Here is a 19,310-nt window from a genome sequence, read left to right on the forward strand (position 1 = left end):
AGGATTGCAAATATGCCACGGTCGCTTGAAATTCAGACGGAATCCTTCCCCATCTCAGGCACATTTACGATCTCGCGCGGCGCCAAAACGTCAGCAGACGTGATCCTCTGCACAATCCGCGAGCACGGGATTGTCGGCCGGGGCGAGGGTGTTCCCTATCGCCGTTATGGCGAGACCATGGAAAGCGTCACCGCCCAGGTCGAAGCTGCAAGGCCGCTGATCGAGGCGGGCCTGACGCGCAAGGAACTACAGCGAGCGATGCCACCCGGTGCGGCGCGCAATGCGGTTGACTGCGCCCTCTGGGACCTCGAAGCCAAGAGCTCTGGCAATTCGGTCATCAAAAACCTGGGTCTCATGAAGCCGAAACCTTTGACGACGGCCTTCACGATCTCTCTCGGTGAGCCTGATGTCATGGCAGCGCAGGCGCGCGCGAACGCCGATCGGGCGCTTTTGAAGGTCAAGGTCGGTACGGGCGACGATGAAAGCCGCATCCGCGCGGTGCGCGAGGCAGCGCCTGATGTCGCGATCATTCTCGATGCCAATGAGGGTTGGCCTGAAGAGACGCTGGAGCATCATCTGCGCATCGCTGCCGAGATGGGTGTCGCCGTCGTTGAGCAGCCGCTGCCGGCGGGCAAGGATGAGCTTCTGGCTGAGATCCACCGTCCCGTGCTCGTTTGTGCGGATGAGAGTGTCCACCACACCGGCGACCTGGCAAGCCTTCGCGACCGCTACGATGCGATCAACATCAAGCTCGACAAGACAGGCGGTCTCACCGAGGCGCTCGCCATGAAAAAAGAGGCGCAACGCCTTGATTTCAAGATCATGGTTGGCTGCATGGTCGGCACATCGCTGGCAATGGCGCCGGCCGTGTTGTTGGCGCAGGATGCCGAATTCGTCGACCTGGACGGACCGCTGCTTCTGGCTCGCGACCGCGAACCAGGGCTGCGCTACGCCGCCTCTCTCGTCTGGCCGCCAGAAACGACGCTCTGGGGCTGAAGATAGTAAGCCACGATGAGCAGGCTCAGTCCGGTCAGGGCGACCAGCGCCATGACGTAGTAGCTTGCGAGCCCTAGCCACGCATAGATGTAGCCGGAGGCGATCGTCATCAGCCCCATGAACATGCCGTTGTAGAAGAAATAGGCGCCCTGTGCAGACGATTCCTGAGTCTCCTGCACGGAGGCGACGATCCTTCTCTGTACGCCGGTATGCACGAAGGCGTAGGTGCAGGAATGCATGCACTGGAGCAAAAAGAAGCCCCAGAAACCCCAGTGCATCGGGAACAGGATCCAGCGACAGACGCTGACCGCCGCACCAAACCGAATCAGCGTCCAGGCACTGAAACGACGGCTAAGCCGCCGGGACAGAAAGAACACCGTTACCTCGGCTGCAACGCCGGCACTCCAAAGGATCGCGATCTGCGTCCCTGAGAAGCCGAGATCCCGCCAGTAGAGGGACGCAAACGCCTGCAAGACAGCATGACTCGACTGTTGGATTGCGACGCCGATCAGCAATGCAAGCAGATGCGGTTGACGCAGCGAACTGCCGGTCGCCGCGGAAATATCGACGGGCGTTCCGCGCCTGCGTGTCGGGCCGATCCGTGGACAGTAGATCGCCATCACAACGGTTGTCACGAAACCAAAGGTCATGACCGGCAGCACCATCTCGCCGCCCCAGTGCCCGATCAACTGCCCGCCGATCAGGGTGGAGACGATAAACGCGACCGAACCCCACACCCGCATCGAGCCGTAATCCAGCCCCCAGCGCCTGACACCGGAAATCACGATCGACTCGACGACCGGGACATAACAGGCAAAGGTCGCTCCCTGGATCGTGTAGACGATCAGCACTGGCCAGAATGTATTCGTCCAGTAGAGCGCGATCGCCGTCAGCAGCGATAGACAGCCTGAAAACAGCAGCACATCGGCGCGCTCTTTCATCCGGTCGGCATACATCGCGACGATGGGAGCGACGAGCACGCGCACCACCATCGGCACGGCGAGAATGACACCGATCTCATGGTCGTTGAACTCGTGCAGCGCAAGCCACATCGGGAAAAACGGCAGGGCAACGCCGTTGACGAGCAAAGGCGCACAATAGGACAAGGCACTGAGCACACGGAAGCGCGGTGGTGCCCCCTCACTCGCCGGAGGATTTTGCGCGGGAATCATGGGGTAGACCTGTAGGAACTGAACGTTGCCTAACACGTCAACCTAAGGGCGACTATGGCAAGAAATTGCCCAACTGAAACGTTTTAGAAAATAAATAGGGCCTATCGCAAAGACACAACGGGCTAAATAGATTCATTGAATTACGGGCTCGCAAGACCGCTTTAGGCGGCCTGCTGCGCGACGTCCTTTTCGCGATGACCGATCGCCATCGGAATCGACTGTAGATCGCTCATGGTGCGCCACTCGATCAATTCAAAGGTGCCGTCTTCATGCTCGGCGATCGCTGTGCAGCTTTCGACCCAGTCCCCGGTATTGATGTAGCGGATCCCATCCATGTCTTCCATCACCGCATGGTGAATGTGGCCACAAATCACGCCGTCCGCACCATGTTTCCGAGCTTCGTCAGCGACGACGCGCTGGAACTCGCCGATGAAGTTGACCGCATGCTTGACCTGAAGCTTGGCCCATGCGGAAAATGACCAGTAAGGCATTCCCATCCGGCGGCGGATCGCCGCGAGCCCAATATTGACCATGATCGCCATGTCGTATGCCCAGTCACCGAGATAGGCGAGCAGGCGGGCATTGCGCACCACGACGTCGAACTCGTCGCCGTGCAGCACGAGGTACTTCTTGCCGTCGGCAGCTTCATGCATGATGCGCTCGGCAACCTCGATGCCACCGAAATGGGTGCCTGGAAAGTCGCGAAGGAATTCGTCGTGATTGCCGGGGATATAAATGACCCGCGTGCCCTTGCGCGCCTTGCGCAGCAGCTTCTGAACGACGTCATTGCAATCCTGCGGCCAGTACCAGCTACGCTTCAGCCGCCAGCCGTCAACGATGTCGCCAACGAGGACAATGGTGTCCGCCTCGTGATGCTTGAGAAAATCCAACAGGAAGTCCACCTTCGCGGCCTTGGAGCCGAGATGTACATCGGAAATGAAAAGCGTACGGAAGTGCCGCGTATCCATGTTGTCCCTCACAAGCATCCTGCTCGTGTCCCATCGTTCACCTGCCTCTCAAAACCAGAGTCGTGTTTCAGGAAGATGACATGCTGGTGCCCTGCCTGATTTTCCCGGTTGCCACCGCGCCTCGATGCAACGGCGACAGATTTGCGCTGTTTTCGTATTTCGAACGGAAATTCCGACTGTTCCGCCATCCCGTTTGATGTATTGAAGGCATTTCAAAGACAGCATGCGGCAGCCCGGAGGCGATGATGGATCATCAGGAAAAGTCCAAGACGGAAAAGAATCTGGCAGGTGGAAGCCTGGACGAGCAGGCGCTCTACTTCCATCGCTATCCGCGTCCGGGCAAGCTCGAGATCCAGGCGATCAAGCCGCTCGGCAACCAGCGCGACCTGGCTCTTGCCTATTCCCCCGGCGTCGCAGCACCCTGTCTAGCGATCCGCGATCATCCCGAGACGGCCGCCGATTATACCTCGCGTGCAAATCTCGTAGCGGTCATTTCTAACGGTACGGCCGTTCTCGGCCTCGGCAATATCGGCCCGCTGGCATCAAAGCCGGTCATGGAGGGAAAAGCCGTCCTGTTCAAGAAGTTCGCCAACATCGACGTCTTCGATATCGAGGTCGATGCATCGAGCGTCGAGCAGATGGTCTCGACCGTCGCTTCGCTCGAGCCGACCTTCGGCGGCATCAATCTCGAGGACATCAAGGCGCCGGAATGTTTCGAAATCGAGCGTCGCCTGCGCGAGACCATGAAGATCCCGGTCTTCCATGATGACCAGCACGGCACCGCCATCATTGTCGCTGCCGCGATCCTCAATGGCCTGGAACTGGCGAGCAAGAAGATCGACGAGGTCAAGATCGTTGCCTCCGGCGCAGGTGCTGCCGCCCTCGCCTGCCTCAATCTCCTCGTCACGCTGGGCGCCAAACGCGAAAACATCTGGGTTCATGACATCGAAGGTCTGGTCTACGAAGGCCGCACCGAACTGATGGACGAGTGGAAGAGCGTCTACGCCCAGAAGAGCGACACGCGCACGCTTGCCGAAAACATCGGCGGCGCCGACGTCTTCCTTGGCCTTTCCGCAGCGGGCGTGCTGAAGCCGGAGCTGCTGGCGCAGATGGCCGAAAACCCGCTGATCATGGCGCTCGCCAACCCAACGCCCGAAATCATGCCCGATCTCGCCCGCGCTGCCCGTCCCGATGCGATGATCTGCACCGGTCGCTCCGACTTCCCGAACCAGGTGAACAACGTTCTCTGCTTCCCCTATATTTTCCGGGGCGCGTTGGATTGCGGCGCGGTCACTATCAACGAAGAAATGAAGATGGCTGCCGTCCGCGCCATCGCGGCACTGGCGCGCGAAGAACCATCCGACGTCGCCGCCCGCGCCTATTCGGGCGAAACGCCCGTCTTCGGCCCGAACTACCTGATCCCCTCGCCCTTTGACCCGCGCCTGATCCTGCGGATCGCCCCGGCCGTAGCGAAAGCCGCGGCCGAAAGCGGCGTCGCCCTGCGTCCGATTACCGATTTCGACGCTTATCTCGACCAGCTCAACCGTTTCGTCTTCCGCTCGGGCTTCATCATGAAGCCGATCTTTGCTGCGGCGAAGAATGCCGAGCGCAAGCGGGTGATCTTCTCCGAAGGTGAAGACGAACGCGTCTTGCGCGCCGCACAGGTGCTGCTCGAAGAAGGCATTGCCAAGCCAATCCTGATTGGCCGCCCATCAGTCATCGAAACACGTCTGAAGCGCTACGGTCTGCGCATCCGGCCGCTAGCCGATTTTGACGTCATCAACCCGGAAGACGATCCGCGCTTCCGCGAATATGTCGATCTCTATTTCTCGCTGGTTGGACGTCGGGGCGTCATTCCGGAAGCCGCGCGCACGATCGTTCGTACCAACACGACTGTTATCGGCGCGTTGGCGCTGAAGCGGGGCGAAGCCGATGCGCTTATCTGTGGCCTGGAAGGCCGTTACGAGAAGCATCTGCGCGACGTCCGCCAGATCATCGGCAAGAGGCAGGACGTGTGCGACTTCTCGGCACTCAGCCTGCTGATTTCACAACGCGGCGCCACCTTCTTCACGGACACCTACGTCACCTTCAATCCGAGCGCGGAAGAGATTGCCGAGTCCGCGGTTCTCGCTGCCGAGGAAATCAGACGCTTCGGCATTACGCCGCGCGCTGCTCTTGTGTCCCACTCGAACTTCGGTTCCCGTGAGTCCGAAAGCGCGACGAAGATGCGTGCCGCTCTGAAGCTCGTGCGCGAAGCCGCGCCGGATCTCGAAGTGGACGGCGAAATGCATGGCGAAAGCGCGATCTCCGATGCCCTGCGCAAGCGCGTCATGCCCGACACGACCCTGCACGACGAAGCAAACCTGCTGGTCTTCCCGAACCTCGACGCGGCCAACATCACTCTGGGCGTCGTAAAGTCGATGATTGACGGCTTGCATGTCGGGCCGATCCTGCTTGGCGCTGCGCTGCCGGCGCACATCCTCGCGCCCTCGGTGACCTCGCGCGGCGTCGTCAACATGGCAGCTCTCGCCGTCGTCGAGGCTTCACAGCCAGCGTGATTTGCGGCAGATCGAGAAAATGCGGTAAGATTCCGACCGCAGCTTGTTAAGACAAACGGGCTAGCAATGAAGGCGCGGCGGGATGCCGCGCCCTATGACCTGCTCACCGATGGGACGATGCCTTGAACCGCTGGATTCTGTCACTCGCAACCGCCCTTGCACTCACCGGCCCGACCCAAGCCCAGATGCCGGCGATCTGCGGTGACCTTCGCGCCCGCCTTGCCGATCTGCCACAAATCATCGGCAGCACGCCCGAGGTGCGCAAATTCGCCAGTGCTATTGCCGAACAGAACCTTGAGCTTCGCAAACTCCGTAGCGATCTGCGCCAAAACGGCTGCACAAGTGGCAGCATGGTCGTGATCGGGGATGATGACGGCTACTGCGGCGAGCTCGAGCGCGCGGAAACCAAGATGGTCGACAACATCCGTTATCTGCAGCAGCGGCGCGACGAACTGCGCGGCCAGAGCGATGATGCGCGCACGAGAAATGAACTGCTTGCCGCGCTCGACGACAACGGCTGCAACGAGGAGCAGTGGCCTGAGGATCGCGCCGATGGATATGCTCCGCCGCCGAGCATCGAAGATCAGGCGATGCGAAACGACACCTTCATACCTCTAGGTGGCGATCCCAACCAGCGTCGATACGGTTTCGGCATGTCTACGCTCTCTCATCTGAACACCGTCTGCGTACGCACCTGCGACGGAGGCTTTTTTCCGCTAAGCTCGAACGCAACCTCGCAGGACTTCGCCCGCGATGCCGACACCTGCTCGAAGATGTGTCCCGGCATCGACACCGAGCTCTTCTATCATGACGTCTCCAGCACCGAGACCTCACAGATGATTTCGGCGTCGACGGGCGCCCCCTACAGCGCAATGCCGAATGCTTTCGCCTACAAGAACCGTAAGCCGGGCGAAAAATCGTCCTGCAGTTGCAATCTAAACGCTTACTACGAACAGATGAGGAATAGCCAATCGATCAGCGAACCGCCGCAACAAGGATCGATCACCACGATCGAAACCAAGAAGCCCGAGCCGGAGAGCAAGGTCGCCGCCCCGGCTGCACCGCAGCCGCAAGTGCCGGACAGGCCATACGATCCGGCAAACAACAAGGTGCGCCAGATCGGCCCGCAGTTCCTAGCCGGTGACCAGGGCACGATCGACCTTAAGAATCCCGCCAAGCCTGGCCCTCAGCCGCAGCAACAATAGCCGCCCTCAGTCCAGCGAACTGTCCCAGCGATCCGTGAACACCAGTTCCTCCAGCGGCAGGCGCTGGCGCCATCCTTTGACCGCGAGTTCCGGCTGGTCATAGAGCTGATCGACATAGCCGATGCAGAGCCAGGCAACGATCTCGACCCGTTCCGGAACGCCGAGGATCTCTTTGATATCGGACTCGTGAAAGATGCTCACCCAGCCGACCCCCACGCCTTCGGCTCGGGCCGCGAGCCACAAATTCTGCACGGCGCAAACCGTGGAGTAAGAATCCATTCGCCGGTTATGCGTTCGGCCGAGAACGATATCACCGCAGCGATCCGGATCGCAGGTCACACAGATGCTGAGCGGTGCGGCTCGGATACCTTCGAGCTTCAGCGACCGGTACAGCCTCTGTCGTTCGCCCTCAAACATCTCGCCAGCCTCACGGTTGGCGCGATTGAAAGCTTGCCACGCCGCCTCCTTCACCTGCTGATCGCGAACCAGGATGAAATTCCAGGGCTGCATGAATCCCACGGACGGCGCATGGTGCGCGGCCGTCAGAAGCCTGCTGACAACGTCGTCCGGTATCGGATCCGGGAGGAACTCCGAACGGACGTCGCGGCGCGTTGAGATCGCCCGGTAAACGGCGTCACGTTCCTCGGTCGAAAAGGCTGTAGCTCCCGACAGGGAGCCTGAATGGTCTGGTCGCATCGTCTATCCCCAACAACACAACCGCCCGCCGTCCACGCGGGTCAGTCTATGATGTCGGGCCGGTCTTCTGACTTGGCGTCATCCAACTGCCGCGCCTTCCCGGCGCTGGGCCAGTGGCGTGTTGCGGCAGTCGTCAGCCTTACAGCGTTGGGCACGTTTCGGTCTCTCACCGAATTCCCGATTCTCCCGCCTAACACGGGCACCTGACGAAAGCTCTATGCCCGCAAAAATCGCTCGACGCAATCCTTCACCCAGAGACAGGGTGGTAACGCACATAGGCGAACTCATCGCCGGACGGCGACCAGTTGGGCACGTTGATTGTGCCCTGCCCGCCGAAGAGATCGAAGAGTGTCGTCAGATTGCCCCCGTCCATATCCATCAGCCGCAGACGAACATTGAGATCGCGCGGATGGTCGAAAACATCCGGGTCGTAGGAAAGGATGAGGACCTTGTCGTTGTTGGGCGACGGATGGGCAAACCAGTTCCCATAATTGTCGCTGGTGATCTGGTCGAGGCCAGTGCCGTCCGGGTGGATGCGCCAGATCTGCATGAGGCCGGTGCGGCTGGAATTGAAGTAGATCCATTGGCCGTCAGCGGAGTAGTCCGGCCCGTCGTTGCGTCCCTCGCCGTGTGTCAGCCGCCGTTCTTCGCCGCCATCCACGGAAATCGTGTAGATATCGAACAAGTCGTTGCGGATGCCGCAATAGGCCAGTTGTTTTCCGTCAGGCGACCAGCCGTGCCAATAGGACGGCTGATTTTGCGTCACCAGCCGTGGCATCCCGCCTTCGGCCCGAAGCACATAAATCGTCGACTTCCCGAACTCGGTCTTGTCGGAGATGACGATCTGCCGGCCATCGGGCGAAATGCCATGATCGTTGTTGCACGTTTTGGCAAAACCGGTGTCGACTTTCTCGACCCTGCCTGAACCATCAAGCGCCAGACGGTACAGAAGTCCGTCGCCGTTCAACAGAAGATAGCTGCCGTCGGGCGCAAAGTTGGGCGCCTCCACAAGCTGCGTCGTTTGCCAGACGACGCGTGCCTCGCCTATCCTGATGTTGTAGATCTCGACGGAACTGCGCAATCTGAATCCTCCTGACATCGTCTCCGTCAGACCTACGACGGCCCGCCACTCAGCACAAGCAAATGCGCCTGGCCAGGTTCGGCCCAGGAATGTCTTTGGAGCGATCGGCCCTTATCCCCCAATCACAAATGCGCGAAACCTAACGGTTCATCTAGCGTTCATGACGAGGATGTGACAGTTCAGTGAAGCTTTTATGACGTTGGAGTTTTCCGGTTGATCGCGTTGGTAATGAGGTCTGCAGCGGCAGCGCGCTTTGCGTCGCTTTCCACCGATTTCGGAGGAAGCATCCGATCGCCTGCTATACGCACGGCGCTCAGCGCCGTTCTTTGTGCCCTGCTTGCGCTTCTCACTACGGCCACCGTAGAGATAATTGCCCGCGATGGGCTGACTGACGTTCGCGAATTCCTGACATCGCCGGTGCGTCCCGGCATGACGACCGTTGTGATGTTGACTGTGCTGATGCTGTCGCTCGACGCCGCCTTGGGCCGACGGTTCATTTCAGCGCTGATCGTTCTTCCGATTGTGATCGTCCCCGCCATCGTATCCAACCAGAAGCAACACTACCTTTCGGATCCACTTTATCCGTCCGACGTCCTTTTCGGGCGCCAGATCATGGAACTGCTTCCTGTCATGGTGAGCGACCGTCCCTGGACTGCTGTTGCAATGGCTGTCGGCATCGCCTTTTCCGCTGGCGCAATTGTCATCTTGTGGCGTTTCGCCTGGCGCAACTTCCCACAGCTCTCACGGACCGCTCGCGTCCGCCGGCTGTGCGTCGGCCTACCTGTTATCGCGGCTTTCGGGTCGTTGATGGACTATTCCCAGTATTCCTTCATCCGCGACCGCCTTCAGGTGGTTCCAATGATGTGGGACCAAAAGGAAAACTACCGGAGCAACGGCTTCATCCTCGCCTTCATCTTCAATATTCCGATGGCCGAGGTGGCGGCGCCGGTCGGCTTCGGCACGCAGGCGCTTGATACTATCCCGAGCCGCAACTACGGCTATCTCAGCGGCCCGCGCGAAAAGCCCGACGTAATCATGCTGATGAGCGAGTCATTCTGGGATCCGACCCGGCTGAAAACGCTGAGCCTGTCGCCCGATCCCATGCCGACTATCCGCGCCGAGCAGTCTGGCCATGTCTTCTCACCGGAGTTCGGCGGGATGACCGCCAACGTCGAATTCGAGGCGCTGACGGGCTTTTCCAATGCCTTCCTGCCATACGGCAGCATCCCCTATCAGCAATACATCCGTCACGACGTTCCCTCGCTCGCCACGTTCTTCCGTGGCGAAGGCTATGCGGCGCGTTCGCTGCATCCGTTCAGCGGCTGGTTCTGGAACCGCAATGAAGTCTACAAGGACTTCGGTTTCGAGCAGTTCCGCTCGGAAGAGACCATGCCTCCAATGGAAAAGCGGGGCATCTTCGCTTCGGACGACTCGCTCATGAAGGAAATCATGAACGAGGCGGACGGCATCGATCGCCCGTTCTTCTTCTTTGCTGTCACCCTGCAGGGACATGGGCCGTATGAGCCGAACCGTTATGCACGCAATACTATCGATATACAGGGCAACCTGAACGATGCAGACCGCGCAACGCTTGCTACCTATACGCAGGGCATCAAGGAAGCGGACGACAGCCTTAAGTTGCTAATGGATTGGGCAGAGAAGCGCGACCGCGAAACGATCATCGTGCTCTGGGGCGATCACCTGCCGCCGCTCGGCAACGTCTACATGGCGACCGGCTACATGCCGGATCAAGTTGCCACCCGTAAGGCGTCGGTCAACACCATGAGACAGGAGCATGAGACGCCGCTCGTCATCTGGTCCAACAAGAAGGGCAGCAAGAAGGATGTCGGCACAATCAGCCCTTCACTGCTGCCCTATCATCTCTTGAAGTTCGCCGGCTTCGAGCATCCCTACTACACGGGCTTCCTCGGCCGTGTGCAGAAGAAGTACAGCGTCATCGATCGTTATCAGCTGATTGCGCGCGACAACACGCCCTCTCCCGATTGGGTCCTGAAGCCGAAGAACCTCGATCCCCTCGTACGGGACTATCGATACCTCCAGCACGACATCATGTTTGGCAAGGCTCAGACGCTCGATCGCTTCTTCCCGCAGCATGCTTGGCTGTATGCGCAAGGCACGTAAAAGACCGGAACAAGCCCACATTGCAATTTGAAAACATTACGGAATACTGGCGCCCGAGCGATCTAGCATTCGGAGTCGGCCATGCACAATCTATCGGACTTAATCCACCATCACTTCGACAAATCTGCTGACGAACTCGGCGAGGTCGAGAAGCGCGTTCTCGCAAAGGCCCATGAGCGCAAGATAATCTCGACCGATATCAATGCGGCCTTGCAGGCGGAAGCATCCGCTGGAGAGCGCCTGGCGGATTCGATTGCCCGCGTCGGCGGCTCATGGTCGTTCATTGTCACCTTCTTGATGTTCCTGGTGTTCTGGTGCGTCGTAAATACCGTTGTATTGCTCACACGCGCCTTCGATCCCTATCCCTTCATCTTCCTCAATCTCGTGCTCTCGATGCTTGCGGCGATCCAGGCTCCCATCATCATGATGTCGCAAAACCGGCAGGCGGAGCGCGATCGTTTCGAGGCGGCGAAAGACTATGAAGTCAATCTCAAGGCAGAACTGGAAGTTCTTTCCCTGCATCAGAAAATAGACATGCGCGTGCTCACCGAAATTGCGGCGTTGCGCGAAGACATCGAGCGACTGAACCAGCGCCTGCCTAGTTGATGGAACGATCCCTGATCGCTTGAATTTAACTATACCGACCGATTAGCGAGCCGCTAGCCAAGTCCCGCATTGAAACACCGTCACAAATGTAAGAGGAGCAATTGGAACCAATCCGATCCACCGTACGAGACGATGCTCACAGGCCGACCGCATACACGCGATGAAATTCTTCATCATCCCCTGTTTCTGTCGATCGAACGCCAGATAGCGCTCCATCTTATTGGCATCCACAGGCGTGCGCCTCGTCTCGCCCGCCTCGCAGCCTCGCACCAAAAGTGGCTGCTGACGCAAACGCTGTTTGCCATGCACACTGCACGAGATCGGGGTAATCCCCGGTCGGGGCTGACGGCCAGTCGCATGATGCAGGTCGCCACGGAGTTTGATCTCGCCAGCAAGAATACTGCCGCCTCGTTTCTTGCCGAACTCATCGCCTACAAATTTCTGCGGGATGCACCTGACGAAACGCCCGATCGGCGCCTTCGTCGCCTCGAAACGACCGAAACCAGCGAGGAGGCCATGGCCTCCTGGTTCCAAGGGCACATGGCCTGCCTCGATCAACTCGACGGCGGCAATCGTGCAAGCCTGACGGCAGCGGATCCCCGACTTTTTCGCCTTGCGCAACCTCGTGCCGCGCGTGCCCTCATCCAGGAGCCGGTCTGGAAGGAACCGCGGACCAGTATCGGCCACTTCCTCTGGTCCGATGTCGGCGGCCTTGTGCTGCACGATCTCATCAGCCGCCTGCCCGACGACGCGCGGCTGCACGATCGCATACTGCTGAAAGGCGTAACGATCAGCGAAATCGCGAACGAGTTCGGCATCTCCCTCACCAATGTGAAGCGGATGTTCAAGAAGGCCGAAATAGACAGCCTGCTTGGCTGGGAAAACCCGCGCAACCGCGGTGCACTATGGCTCTCCCGGAGATTCATCGAAGACTATTTCCATTGGCAGTCGGCAAAGTTCGCCGAATTGGACAGCGCCATCCACTGGGCAGCCGGCCAAATCCGTTTCTCCGACACGAGCGTTGAGTAAGCGAGGCAATCCCAGCCGACATGGGCACTACGAACGCTGCCAGTTTGTTGTTCTGCCCAACAAAAAAGCCCGGCATCAGCCGGACGGGCTTCAGCCGGGCTTCTTTCGTCCATCTTTTCTGATCAGCCGTTGACGGCCATCCGCTTTTCGTCGCGCCCACCCTTCATGCGCTCGGCCAGCAGGAAGGCAAGCTCCAACGCCTGATCGGCATTGAGACGCGGGTCACAATGCGTGTGATAGCGATCGTGCAGGTCCTCTGCCGTCACAGCGCGGGCGCCGCCGGTGCATTCCGTCACATCCTTGCCAGTCATCTCGATATGGATGCCGCCAGGATGCGAACCTTCGGCGCGATGAATCTGGAAGAAGCTTTCAACTTCCGACAGGATCCGTTCGAACGGACGGGTCTTGTAGTGGTTGAGCGTGATTGTGTTGCCGTGCATCGGATCGCAAGACCACACGACCTTACGGCCCTCGCGCTCGACCGCACGGATGAGACGCGGCAGATGCTCGGCGACCTTGTCGTGACCGAAGCGGCAGATCAGCGTCAACCGGCCCGCCTCATTCTCGGGATTGAGAATGTCGATCAGGTTCAGAAGGTCATCAGTCTGCAGTGACGGACCACACTTCAACCCGATCGGGTTCTTGATGCCGCGGCAGTATTCGACATGCGCGTGATCGGCCTGCCGCGTACGGTCGCCGATCCAGATCATGTGGCCTGAGGTCGCGTACCAGTCGCCAGACGTCGAATCGACGCGCGTCAACGCTTCTTCGTAGCCAAGCAGCAGCGCTTCATGGCTAGTGAAGAAATCCGTCTCGCGCAGGCTCGGATTGTTTTCCGAGGTGATGCCGATCGCCTTCATGAAGTCCATCGTCTCGCTGATGCGGCCGGCAAGCTTGCGGTAGCGCTCGCCCTGCGGGCTATCCTTGACGAAACCGAGCATCCACTGATGCACGTTCTCGAGGTTGGCATAGCCACCCATCGCGAAGGCGCGCAGCAGGTTCAGCGTTGCGGCCGACTGGCGGTATGCCATGGCCTGACGCTCCGGATTCGGGATACGGGCCTCTTCAGTGAACTCGATGCCGTTGATGATGTCACCGCGATAGCTCGGCAGCGACACGCCATCCTGGGTCTCGATGCCCGAAGAACGTGGCTTTGCGAACTGGCCGGCAATACGGCCGACCTTGACGACCGGCAGCTGCGCGCCGAACGTCAGGACGACGGCCATCTGCAGGAATGCGCGGAAGAAGTCGCGGATATTGTCGGCGCCATGTTCGGCAAAGCTCTCGGCGCAATCACCGCCCTGCAAGAGGAAGCCATTGCCTTCAGCAACGTTGGCGAGATGCTTCTTCAGCCGGCGTGCTTCACCTGCGAAGACGAGCGGCGGATAGGATGCGAGCTGGGCTTCCGTTGCTGCCAATGCCGCCTGGTCCGGATAGTCCGGAACCTGCTGGATCGGTTTTTGCCGCCAACTGCTCGGAGTCCAATTCTGTGCCATCTCGCTCACCTGTTTCAGCATCCGGTCCGTCCGGATGTTCCGTCTTAAAAATGTTGCGCGGCTTATAAACCTTTAGCGCCATCTTGCATAGCGGCGTTCCGCTCTTTGGCGCTCCGGATTAGTTTCAAGAACAACACGTGAATATAAAGGAAATCCGCCCCGTGTTTTCAAACGGCGGGCACCGGATTAATGATCAATATACCAAGACAGTTTGTATCTAATTTAGGCTTCTGCCGTAGAAATACCCTCAATTCTGATAGCGCGTCATGATGACTCCCGCTTGAACACCGATGGCTTGGTGGAACCGTGGGATACATTTCGTGCGCAGCTTGTATCGTTTCTGTACTGACCGTTCCGGCAATTTCGGCATGCTGACTGCCATCCTGATGGTGCCGCTCATCGGCTCCGCGGGCGTAGCCGTCGACTTCGCTCACGCACTGAGCCTGCGCACGCAGCTTTACGCGGCGGCGGACGCCGCAGCCGTCGGCGCAATTGCGGAAAAATCCGCAGCCGCCTCCGCCGCGATGAAAATGACCGCAGATGGCGCGATCTCCGTCGGGCAGAGCGACGCGCGCAATATCTTCGTCAGCCAGATGCAGGGTGAATTGACGGCAAACGAAGTTGCGGTCGACATCCAGGTGAACAAGGCAGCAACCAAACTCAACTCGTCCGTCTCCTTCAGCGCGGCCGTCCCGACGACGTTCATGCAAATATTCGGGCGAAAAACCGTCGAAGTATCGGGCACCGCGACAGCAACAATCGAGACAGCGGCCTTCATGGATTTCTATATCCTGATCGACAACACACCATCGATGGGCGTCGGCGCGACACCGAACGACGTCGCCACCATGGTAGGTCTCACGAAGAACAACAAATCGAACGCTTCCTGTGCCTTTGCCTGCCATGAGAGCGGCACGAACAAAGGCAAGGATTACTATACACTTGCCAAGAAGAACAAAGTGACGATGCGCATTGATGTCGTGCGCCAGGCCACCCAGGCACTGACTGCGACCGCCAAGGCGGACACCGATGATCAATTTCGCATGGCGGTCTACACCTTCGGCGCGAAAGCAGAGGCGGCAGGGCTGAGTGAAATCGTGCCGCTTACAGGCGACCTCGACAAGGTGGGCAGCAAGGTCTCCGAAAAGACCCCAAATCCCCAAGTCGGCGACAGCGAATACGTGCTCGACCTGATGACCATCCCTCAGCAAGGCTACAACGACGACACCCAGACGAGCTTCGATAGCGCACTGACCCAACTCAAGGCCAAAATCCCGGCTGGGGGCTCGGGTACAAACGCTGCCGATACACAGAAGATCGTCTTCTTCGTGTCCGACGGTGTCGGCGACAGCTACAAGGCCTCGACCTGCACAAAGAAAACGACTGGAAGCCGCTGTCAGGAACCGATCGATACCTCCTTCTGCAAGCCCCTGAAGGACAAAGGCATCAAGATCGCCGTGCTCTACACGACGTATCTGCCGCTGCCGACCAACAGCTGGTACAATACTTGGATCAAACCCTTCCAGGACGAAATTCCGACGAAGATGCAGAGCTGCGCCTCGCCCGGTCTCTATTTCGAAGTCACGCCCACCGAAGGTATCACGGACGCCATGAAGGCACTCTTCCTGAAGGTCCTCCGCATGCCCCGCCTCACCAGCTGACCGGCATCAGACGCGAACGCCGTCCCGAATGCGATAGGTCGGCGCATACATTGTGACGAGCTCTTCCGCTGCCGTCGGATGCACGGCCATCGTGCGGTCGAAATCGTCCTTGGTGCAGCCGGCCTTCAAGGTGATTCCGAGGATTTGCGCCATCTCCCCGGCATCGTGACCGAGAATGTGCGCACCGACGACCTTGCGGCTGGAAGCATCGACAATCAGCTTCATGATCATCTTCTCGCCGCGCCCCGATAGCGTCGCCTTCAGCGGACGAAACTGGGCACGGTAGATCTCGAGTTCCCCGTAGCGCTTGCCCGCCTCCTCCTCGGTCAATCCGACGGTGCCGATTTCCGGCTGAGAGAAGACGGCCGTTGCGATCGTCTCGTGATCCGGTTTGGTCGGGTTATTCTTGTACTCGGTCTCGATGAAGCACATTGCCTCGTGGATCGCCACAGGCGTCAGCTGTACCCGGTCAGTGACATCACCGAGCGCATAGATGTTCGGGACGCTGGTGCGCGAATATTCGTCGACGACCACCGCTCCGCGCTGGTCAGTCTTCACGCCGGCGGCTTCCAGGCCAAGGCCCTGCGTATTCGGGATGCGTCCAAGGGCCAGCATGACAACATCCGCCGTAAATGTGCCGTTGTTCAGTGTCTCGACAGAGAGACGATCATCCTGCTTCGATATCCTCTCGAGCGCATCATGGCAGAGAATCCGGATGCCCTTGGCACTCATCGCCTCGTGCAGCCCCCGACGAAGATCCTGATCGAAGCGCGACAGGATTTCGGCGCCGCGATAGATCAGCGTCGTCTCGACGCCGAGGCCATGAAAGATATTGGCAAATTCCACTGCGATATAACCGCCACCGGCAATCACGATTGACCTTGGCAGCTCTTCCAGATGGAAGGCCTCGTTGGACGAAATGCAGAGCTCGTTCCCCGGCAAAGCCGCGTGCGGGTTCGGCCGACCGCCGGTCGCGATCACGATCGTCTTGGCTGTCACTGTCTTGCCGGTGTTGACCAGTCGGACCGTATGCGCGTCGACCAATTCGGCGCGTGTTTCCAGGATTTCGGCGTTGGCACCGGCGAGCCCCTTCTTGTAGAGCCCTTCAAGGCGCGCGATCTCGTTGTCCTTCGCCGCGATCAGCTTCTTCCAATCAAACGAGCTCTCGCCGACTGTCCAGCCGAAGCCGGCAGCATCCTCAAAGTGTTCATGGAACTGAGCTGCATACACGAAGAGCTTCTTGGGCACGCAGCCGCGGATCACGCATGTTCCGCCGTAGCGATATTCCTCTGCGATCGCGACCTTCTTACCGAGCGAGGCTGCAACGCGGGCGCCTCGCACGCCGCCCGAGCCCCCGCCAATGACAAAGAGATCGTAATCGTAGGACGTCATGAGAAACTCCGGGTGGAATCGGCTGGTAAAGTGAAGGTGATATAGTATTGACCGCCGCAAAAACAAAAGCCCGGACGATGCCGGGCTTTCGGTCTGTAGTCGTGTCGTAGCTTACTGCTTCGGCTTGGGAGCCGGCGCAGCCTTCGGCGCAGTCGTTGCAGCCGGGTTGGACGGATCGGCGGCCGGCGGCGGCGCCTTGATGATCTTGGCAAGCTCAGTGCTCGTCTGCTTCTGAAGATCGCGGGAAATGCCCTGCGCCCAGATGTCGGCTGCCTTCACCGTTTCGCGCGATGCAATCGGGCCATCCTTCAGCAGCTTCTTGCCAACCGCCGAGTTGTAGAACTCGGCGATCGCGTTGAGCTCCTCGACGGAGAATGCCTTGGCATAGGTCAGCGCGGCTTCCTTTTCGAGATCGGCGCGCCGCGGCGCGAGCGCCAGCGCCTGCTTGTCAACCTCAGCGGTGATCGCATCCTGATAGTTCGGCGAATCCTGGATAAGATCAGCCTTCAGGCGCTCGGCCAGGCCAGGCAGGATGTTGTCGAACTGCGCAGTGGCGCCAATCGCGTCGATGGCAGCGCGGGCCGCCTTCAACTGCTCCGGAGAAGCTTCCTGCGCGTGTGCGACAGAGCCGAATGCGACGCCCGAAAGAATAACGGTCGCAGCAGCAAAACGGCCAAGACCTGCAAATTTAATCATGAGTTTCAATGCTCCTGTTACCTGTTCGCCCGCAGCGTGCGTGCACCTGCTGGACCTGCAATGATCGCAAGCGTCGCCATATTGAGAAAAAGCCCGTGTTCAACGACTCCGGGTATCGAATTCAGCTCGTTTGAGAGCGCCTCTGCATCAGGAATGCGGCCAAAAGATGCATCGAGGATGTAGTGACCGCCGTCCGTCATGAAGTCTTCTCCACCGGATTGGCGCAGCGTCAAGCTGCCGCTCAATCCCAGTTTCGAGGCCTTCTTTTCGATCGCCATGCGCGTTGAGACCAGCCCGAAGGGATTCACCTCGATCGGCAGTGGAAATGCCCCAAGTGTCGCGACCAGTTTGCTTTCGTCGGCAATGACGATCATGCGCTGAGATGCCGCAGCAACGATCTTCTCGCGCAACAGCGCACCCCCGCCACCCTTGATGAGCGTCAGGTTGGAATCAACCTCATCCGCGCCATCGATCGTCAGATCAAGTTCCGGCAACTCATCAAGCGACTTCAGCGGTACGCCCAGCTCGACGCAAAGCCTTGCCGTGCGTTCCGAAGTCGGAACCCCTTCGACCTTGAAGCCGGTGGAAACCTTCTCCGCAAGCAGCCGAACAAACTCCTCGGCAGTACTCCCGGTCCCGATTCCAAGCCGCATGCCGTATTCGACATGAGCGAGTGCGGCCTCGGCGGCCCTGATCTTCATTTCGCGGGCATCCATGCGCCGCTGACTCCGATTATTGCGTTGGATGTGCTGTTTACACGGCTCGCTTGCCAAACGAAAGCCAAAATAGCGTAATGATTTTCGAAAAGCCGTGGGCATCTACAACTTGTCGCTTCTGCCGCGAAACGTTGCTTTTCCCGCCCTCATCGCCTACTGCCCAATGACATCATTTCTGAAAGGCGGAATCCTTGACCCCTGCGCTCATCGTATTCGATCTCGACGGAACACTGCTCGATACTCACACCGATCTTGTCGAGAGTATAAACCATACGATTGCCGAGCTCGGCATCGCGCCGGTCAGCTATGGCGACCTCACGTATCTGGTCGGACACGGTGCCAAGGTCATGATTGAGCGGGCCTGTGGTCTTCGGGGACATCCGTTGTCACAGGAGCAGCTCCCAGCCCTACTCGACCGGTTCATCGCTCACTATGCCAATAACATGCCTGGACATACGTTGCCTTACCCAGGCCTTATCGAGGCTATGAATCAACTGAAGAGCGCCGGCTGCAAGCTTGCCGTTTGCACCAACAAGCTGGAAGGTCTGGCGCGCAGCCTGATCGAAAAGCTTGAACTCATCCATTACTTCGACGCCATTACCGGCGGCGATACCTTCGCGGTCAGGAAACCGGACGCCCAGCATCTCCTTGGAACTATTGAGCGCGCCGGCGGCGACTTCCGCAACACCGTCATGATTGGCGACAGCGTCAACGACATTCTTGTTGCTCGAAATGCCGGCGTGCCCTCGATTGCCGTGCCGTTCGGCTATTCCGACGTCCCCGTCGAGACACTCGGGCCGACCCGCATGATCACACATTTCAACGAGCTCACGCCTGCGCTCGTGTACGAGTTGATCGCGGGCTTCGCCGCGAGACCGACTGCCGCAGTAGGCTGA

General features: G+C 59.2%; 16 protein-coding genes and 1 riboswitch. Of the genes, 8 read left to right on the plus strand and 8 right to left on the minus strand.

Translation table 11 applies throughout. The features are described from left to right. The first annotated feature begins 12 nt into the window (after positions 1 to 12). Positions 13 to 996 carry an N-acetyl-D-Glu racemase DgcA gene (dgcA, locus tag ATY79_RS21235; RefSeq protein ID WP_088694286.1) on the plus strand — a complete coding sequence of 328 codons (984 nt, stop codon included), beginning with the start codon at positions 13 to 15 and terminating at the stop codon, positions 994 to 996. Here the strand turns inward: dgcA and ATY79_RS21240 are convergent. Continuing rightward, positions 948 to 2,168: an MFS transporter gene (locus tag ATY79_RS21240; protein WP_088704808.1), complete on the minus strand. Its 1,221-nt coding sequence runs from the start codon at positions 2,166 to 2,168 to the stop codon at positions 948 to 950. The genes dgcA and ATY79_RS21240 overlap by 49 nt on opposite strands. A gap of 161 nt (positions 2,169 to 2,329) precedes the next feature. Beyond that, complete coding sequence (locus ATY79_RS21245; protein ID WP_088694288.1) at positions 2,330 to 3,154, minus strand: UDP-2,3-diacylglucosamine diphosphatase; 825 nt, start codon at positions 3,152 to 3,154, stop codon at positions 2,330 to 2,332. 227 nt (positions 3,155 to 3,381) lie between these two features. On the opposite strand from ATY79_RS21245, the gene ATY79_RS21250 reads away from it, so the two are divergent. Both ATY79_RS21250 and ATY79_RS21255 read left to right on the plus strand, forming a co-directional pair. Beyond that, positions 3,382 to 5,694, plus strand: a complete 2,313-nt coding sequence (locus ATY79_RS21250) for an NADP-dependent malic enzyme (RefSeq protein ID WP_088694289.1) — start codon at positions 3,382 to 3,384, stop codon at positions 5,692 to 5,694. 122 nt (positions 5,695 to 5,816) lie between these two features. Continuing rightward, a complete protein-coding gene (locus ATY79_RS21255) occupies positions 5,817 to 6,899 on the plus strand; it encodes a DUF2865 domain-containing protein (RefSeq protein WP_088704809.1) in 1,083 nt (360 codons plus the stop codon). 6 nt (positions 6,900 to 6,905) lie between these two features. Here the strand turns inward: ATY79_RS21255 and bluB are convergent, their stop codons facing one another. Together bluB and ATY79_RS21265 are read right to left on the minus strand one after the other, a co-directional pair. Further along, the gene (gene bluB, locus ATY79_RS21260; protein ID WP_088694291.1) at positions 6,906 to 7,595 is read right to left on the minus strand and encodes a 5,6-dimethylbenzimidazole synthase; all 690 of its coding nucleotides are present in this window, start codon (positions 7,593 to 7,595) and stop codon (positions 6,906 to 6,908) included. A 39-nt stretch (positions 7,596 to 7,634) separates the two neighbouring features. Further along, positions 7,635 to 7,817: riboswitch (cobalamin riboswitch) on the minus strand. 25 nt (positions 7,818 to 7,842) lie between these two features. After that, positions 7,843 to 8,676, minus strand: a complete 834-nt coding sequence (locus ATY79_RS21265; protein WP_088694292.1) for a TolB family protein — start codon at positions 8,674 to 8,676, stop codon at positions 7,843 to 7,845. Between the two features lie 228 nt (positions 8,677 to 8,904). Between ATY79_RS21265 and ATY79_RS21270 the strand changes: the two genes are divergently transcribed. The 3 genes from ATY79_RS21270 (at position 8,905) to ATY79_RS21280 (ending at position 12,453) form a co-directional block, all read left to right on the plus strand. Continuing rightward, positions 8,905 to 10,818 (plus strand): LTA synthase family protein, encoded by a 1,914-nt coding sequence (locus ATY79_RS21270; protein ID WP_245312422.1) that lies wholly within the window; start codon positions 8,905 to 8,907, stop codon positions 10,816 to 10,818. Between the two features lie 81 nt (positions 10,819 to 10,899). Further along, positions 10,900 to 11,424 (plus strand): DUF1003 domain-containing protein, encoded by a 525-nt coding sequence (locus tag ATY79_RS21275; RefSeq protein WP_088694294.1) that lies wholly within the window; start codon positions 10,900 to 10,902, stop codon positions 11,422 to 11,424. 357 nt (positions 11,425 to 11,781) lie between these two features. Continuing rightward, entirely contained in the window at positions 11,782 to 12,453 is a 672-nt protein-coding gene (locus ATY79_RS21280; RefSeq protein ID WP_245312423.1) for a sigma-70 region 4 domain-containing protein, read from the plus strand. 122 nt (positions 12,454 to 12,575) lie between these two features. Here ATY79_RS21280 and ATY79_RS21285 read toward each other — a convergent pair whose 3' ends face one another. After that, a complete protein-coding gene (locus ATY79_RS21285) occupies positions 12,576 to 13,949 on the minus strand; it encodes a 3-deoxy-7-phosphoheptulonate synthase class II (RefSeq protein WP_088694468.1) in 1,374 nt (457 codons plus the stop codon). A gap of 290 nt (positions 13,950 to 14,239) precedes the next feature. Here ATY79_RS21285 and ATY79_RS21290 point away from each other — a divergent pair, with 290 nt between their 5' ends. Next, the gene (locus ATY79_RS21290) at positions 14,240 to 15,610 is read left to right on the plus strand and encodes a pilus assembly protein TadG-related protein (RefSeq protein WP_088694296.1); all 1,371 of its coding nucleotides are present in this window, start codon (positions 14,240 to 14,242) and stop codon (positions 15,608 to 15,610) included. A 6-nt stretch (positions 15,611 to 15,616) separates the two neighbouring features. Here the strand turns inward: ATY79_RS21290 and gor are convergent, their stop codons facing one another. The 3 genes from gor to rpiA all read right to left on the minus strand — a co-directional run bounded on the left by gor (position 15,617) and on the right by rpiA (position 18,414). Beyond that, positions 15,617 to 17,002: a glutathione-disulfide reductase gene (gene gor / locus ATY79_RS21295; RefSeq protein ID WP_088704811.1), complete on the minus strand. Its 1,386-nt coding sequence runs from the start codon at positions 17,000 to 17,002 to the stop codon at positions 15,617 to 15,619. Between the two features lie 111 nt (positions 17,003 to 17,113). Next, on the minus strand, positions 17,114 to 17,698 hold the full coding sequence (locus ATY79_RS21300; RefSeq protein WP_088694298.1) for a DUF2059 domain-containing protein: 585 nt from the start codon (positions 17,696 to 17,698) through the stop codon (positions 17,114 to 17,116). Positions 17,699 to 17,715: 17 nt separating this feature from the next. Continuing rightward, positions 17,716 to 18,414, minus strand: coding sequence for a ribose-5-phosphate isomerase RpiA (gene rpiA, locus ATY79_RS21305; protein ID WP_088694299.1), 699 nt, complete (start codon positions 18,412 to 18,414; stop codon positions 17,716 to 17,718). 191 nt (positions 18,415 to 18,605) lie between these two features. Here rpiA and ATY79_RS21310 point away from each other — a divergent pair, with 191 nt between their 5' ends. Continuing rightward, complete coding sequence (locus ATY79_RS21310) at positions 18,606 to 19,310, plus strand: HAD family hydrolase (protein ID WP_088694300.1); 705 nt, start codon at positions 18,606 to 18,608, stop codon at positions 19,308 to 19,310.

The sequence above is a fragment of the Rhizobium sp. R693 genome (assembly GCF_002211315.1).
GTDB lineage: Bacteria > Pseudomonadota > Alphaproteobacteria > Rhizobiales > Rhizobiaceae > Rhizobium.

Excerpts from the sequence above, each read along its gene's own strand:
- dgcA (WP_088694286.1), top strand. The coding sequence starts at position 13 with ATGCCACGGTCGCTTGAAATTCAGACGGAATCCTTCCCCATCTCAGGC.
- ATY79_RS21240 (WP_088704808.1), bottom strand. The coding sequence starts at position 2,168 with ATGATTCCCGCGCAAAATCCTCCGGCGAGTGAGGGGGCACCACCGCGC.
- ATY79_RS21245 (WP_088694288.1), bottom strand. The coding sequence starts at position 3,154 with ATGCTTGTGAGGGACAACATGGATACGCGGCACTTCCGTACGCTTTTC.
- ATY79_RS21250 (WP_088694289.1), top strand. The coding sequence starts at position 3,382 with ATGGATCATCAGGAAAAGTCCAAGACGGAAAAGAATCTGGCAGGTGGA.
- bluB (WP_088694291.1), bottom strand. The coding sequence starts at position 7,595 with ATGCGACCAGACCATTCAGGCTCCCTGTCGGGAGCTACAGCCTTTTCG.
- ATY79_RS21270 (WP_245312422.1), top strand. The coding sequence starts at position 8,905 with ATGAGGTCTGCAGCGGCAGCGCGCTTTGCGTCGCTTTCCACCGATTTC.
- ATY79_RS21275 (WP_088694294.1), top strand. The coding sequence starts at position 10,900 with ATGCACAATCTATCGGACTTAATCCACCATCACTTCGACAAATCTGCT.
- ATY79_RS21280 (WP_245312423.1), top strand. The coding sequence starts at position 11,782 with ATGATGCAGGTCGCCACGGAGTTTGATCTCGCCAGCAAGAATACTGCC.
- ATY79_RS21285 (WP_088694468.1), bottom strand. The coding sequence starts at position 13,949 with ATGGCACAGAATTGGACTCCGAGCAGTTGGCGGCAAAAACCGATCCAG.
- ATY79_RS21290 (WP_088694296.1), top strand. The coding sequence starts at position 14,240 with ATGGCTTGGTGGAACCGTGGGATACATTTCGTGCGCAGCTTGTATCGT.
- gor (WP_088704811.1), bottom strand. The coding sequence starts at position 17,002 with ATGACGTCCTACGATTACGATCTCTTTGTCATTGGCGGGGGCTCGGGC.
- ATY79_RS21300 (WP_088694298.1), bottom strand. The coding sequence starts at position 17,698 with ATGATTAAATTTGCAGGTCTTGGCCGTTTTGCTGCTGCGACCGTTATT.
- rpiA (WP_088694299.1), bottom strand. The coding sequence starts at position 18,414 with ATGGATGCCCGCGAAATGAAGATCAGGGCCGCCGAGGCCGCACTCGCT.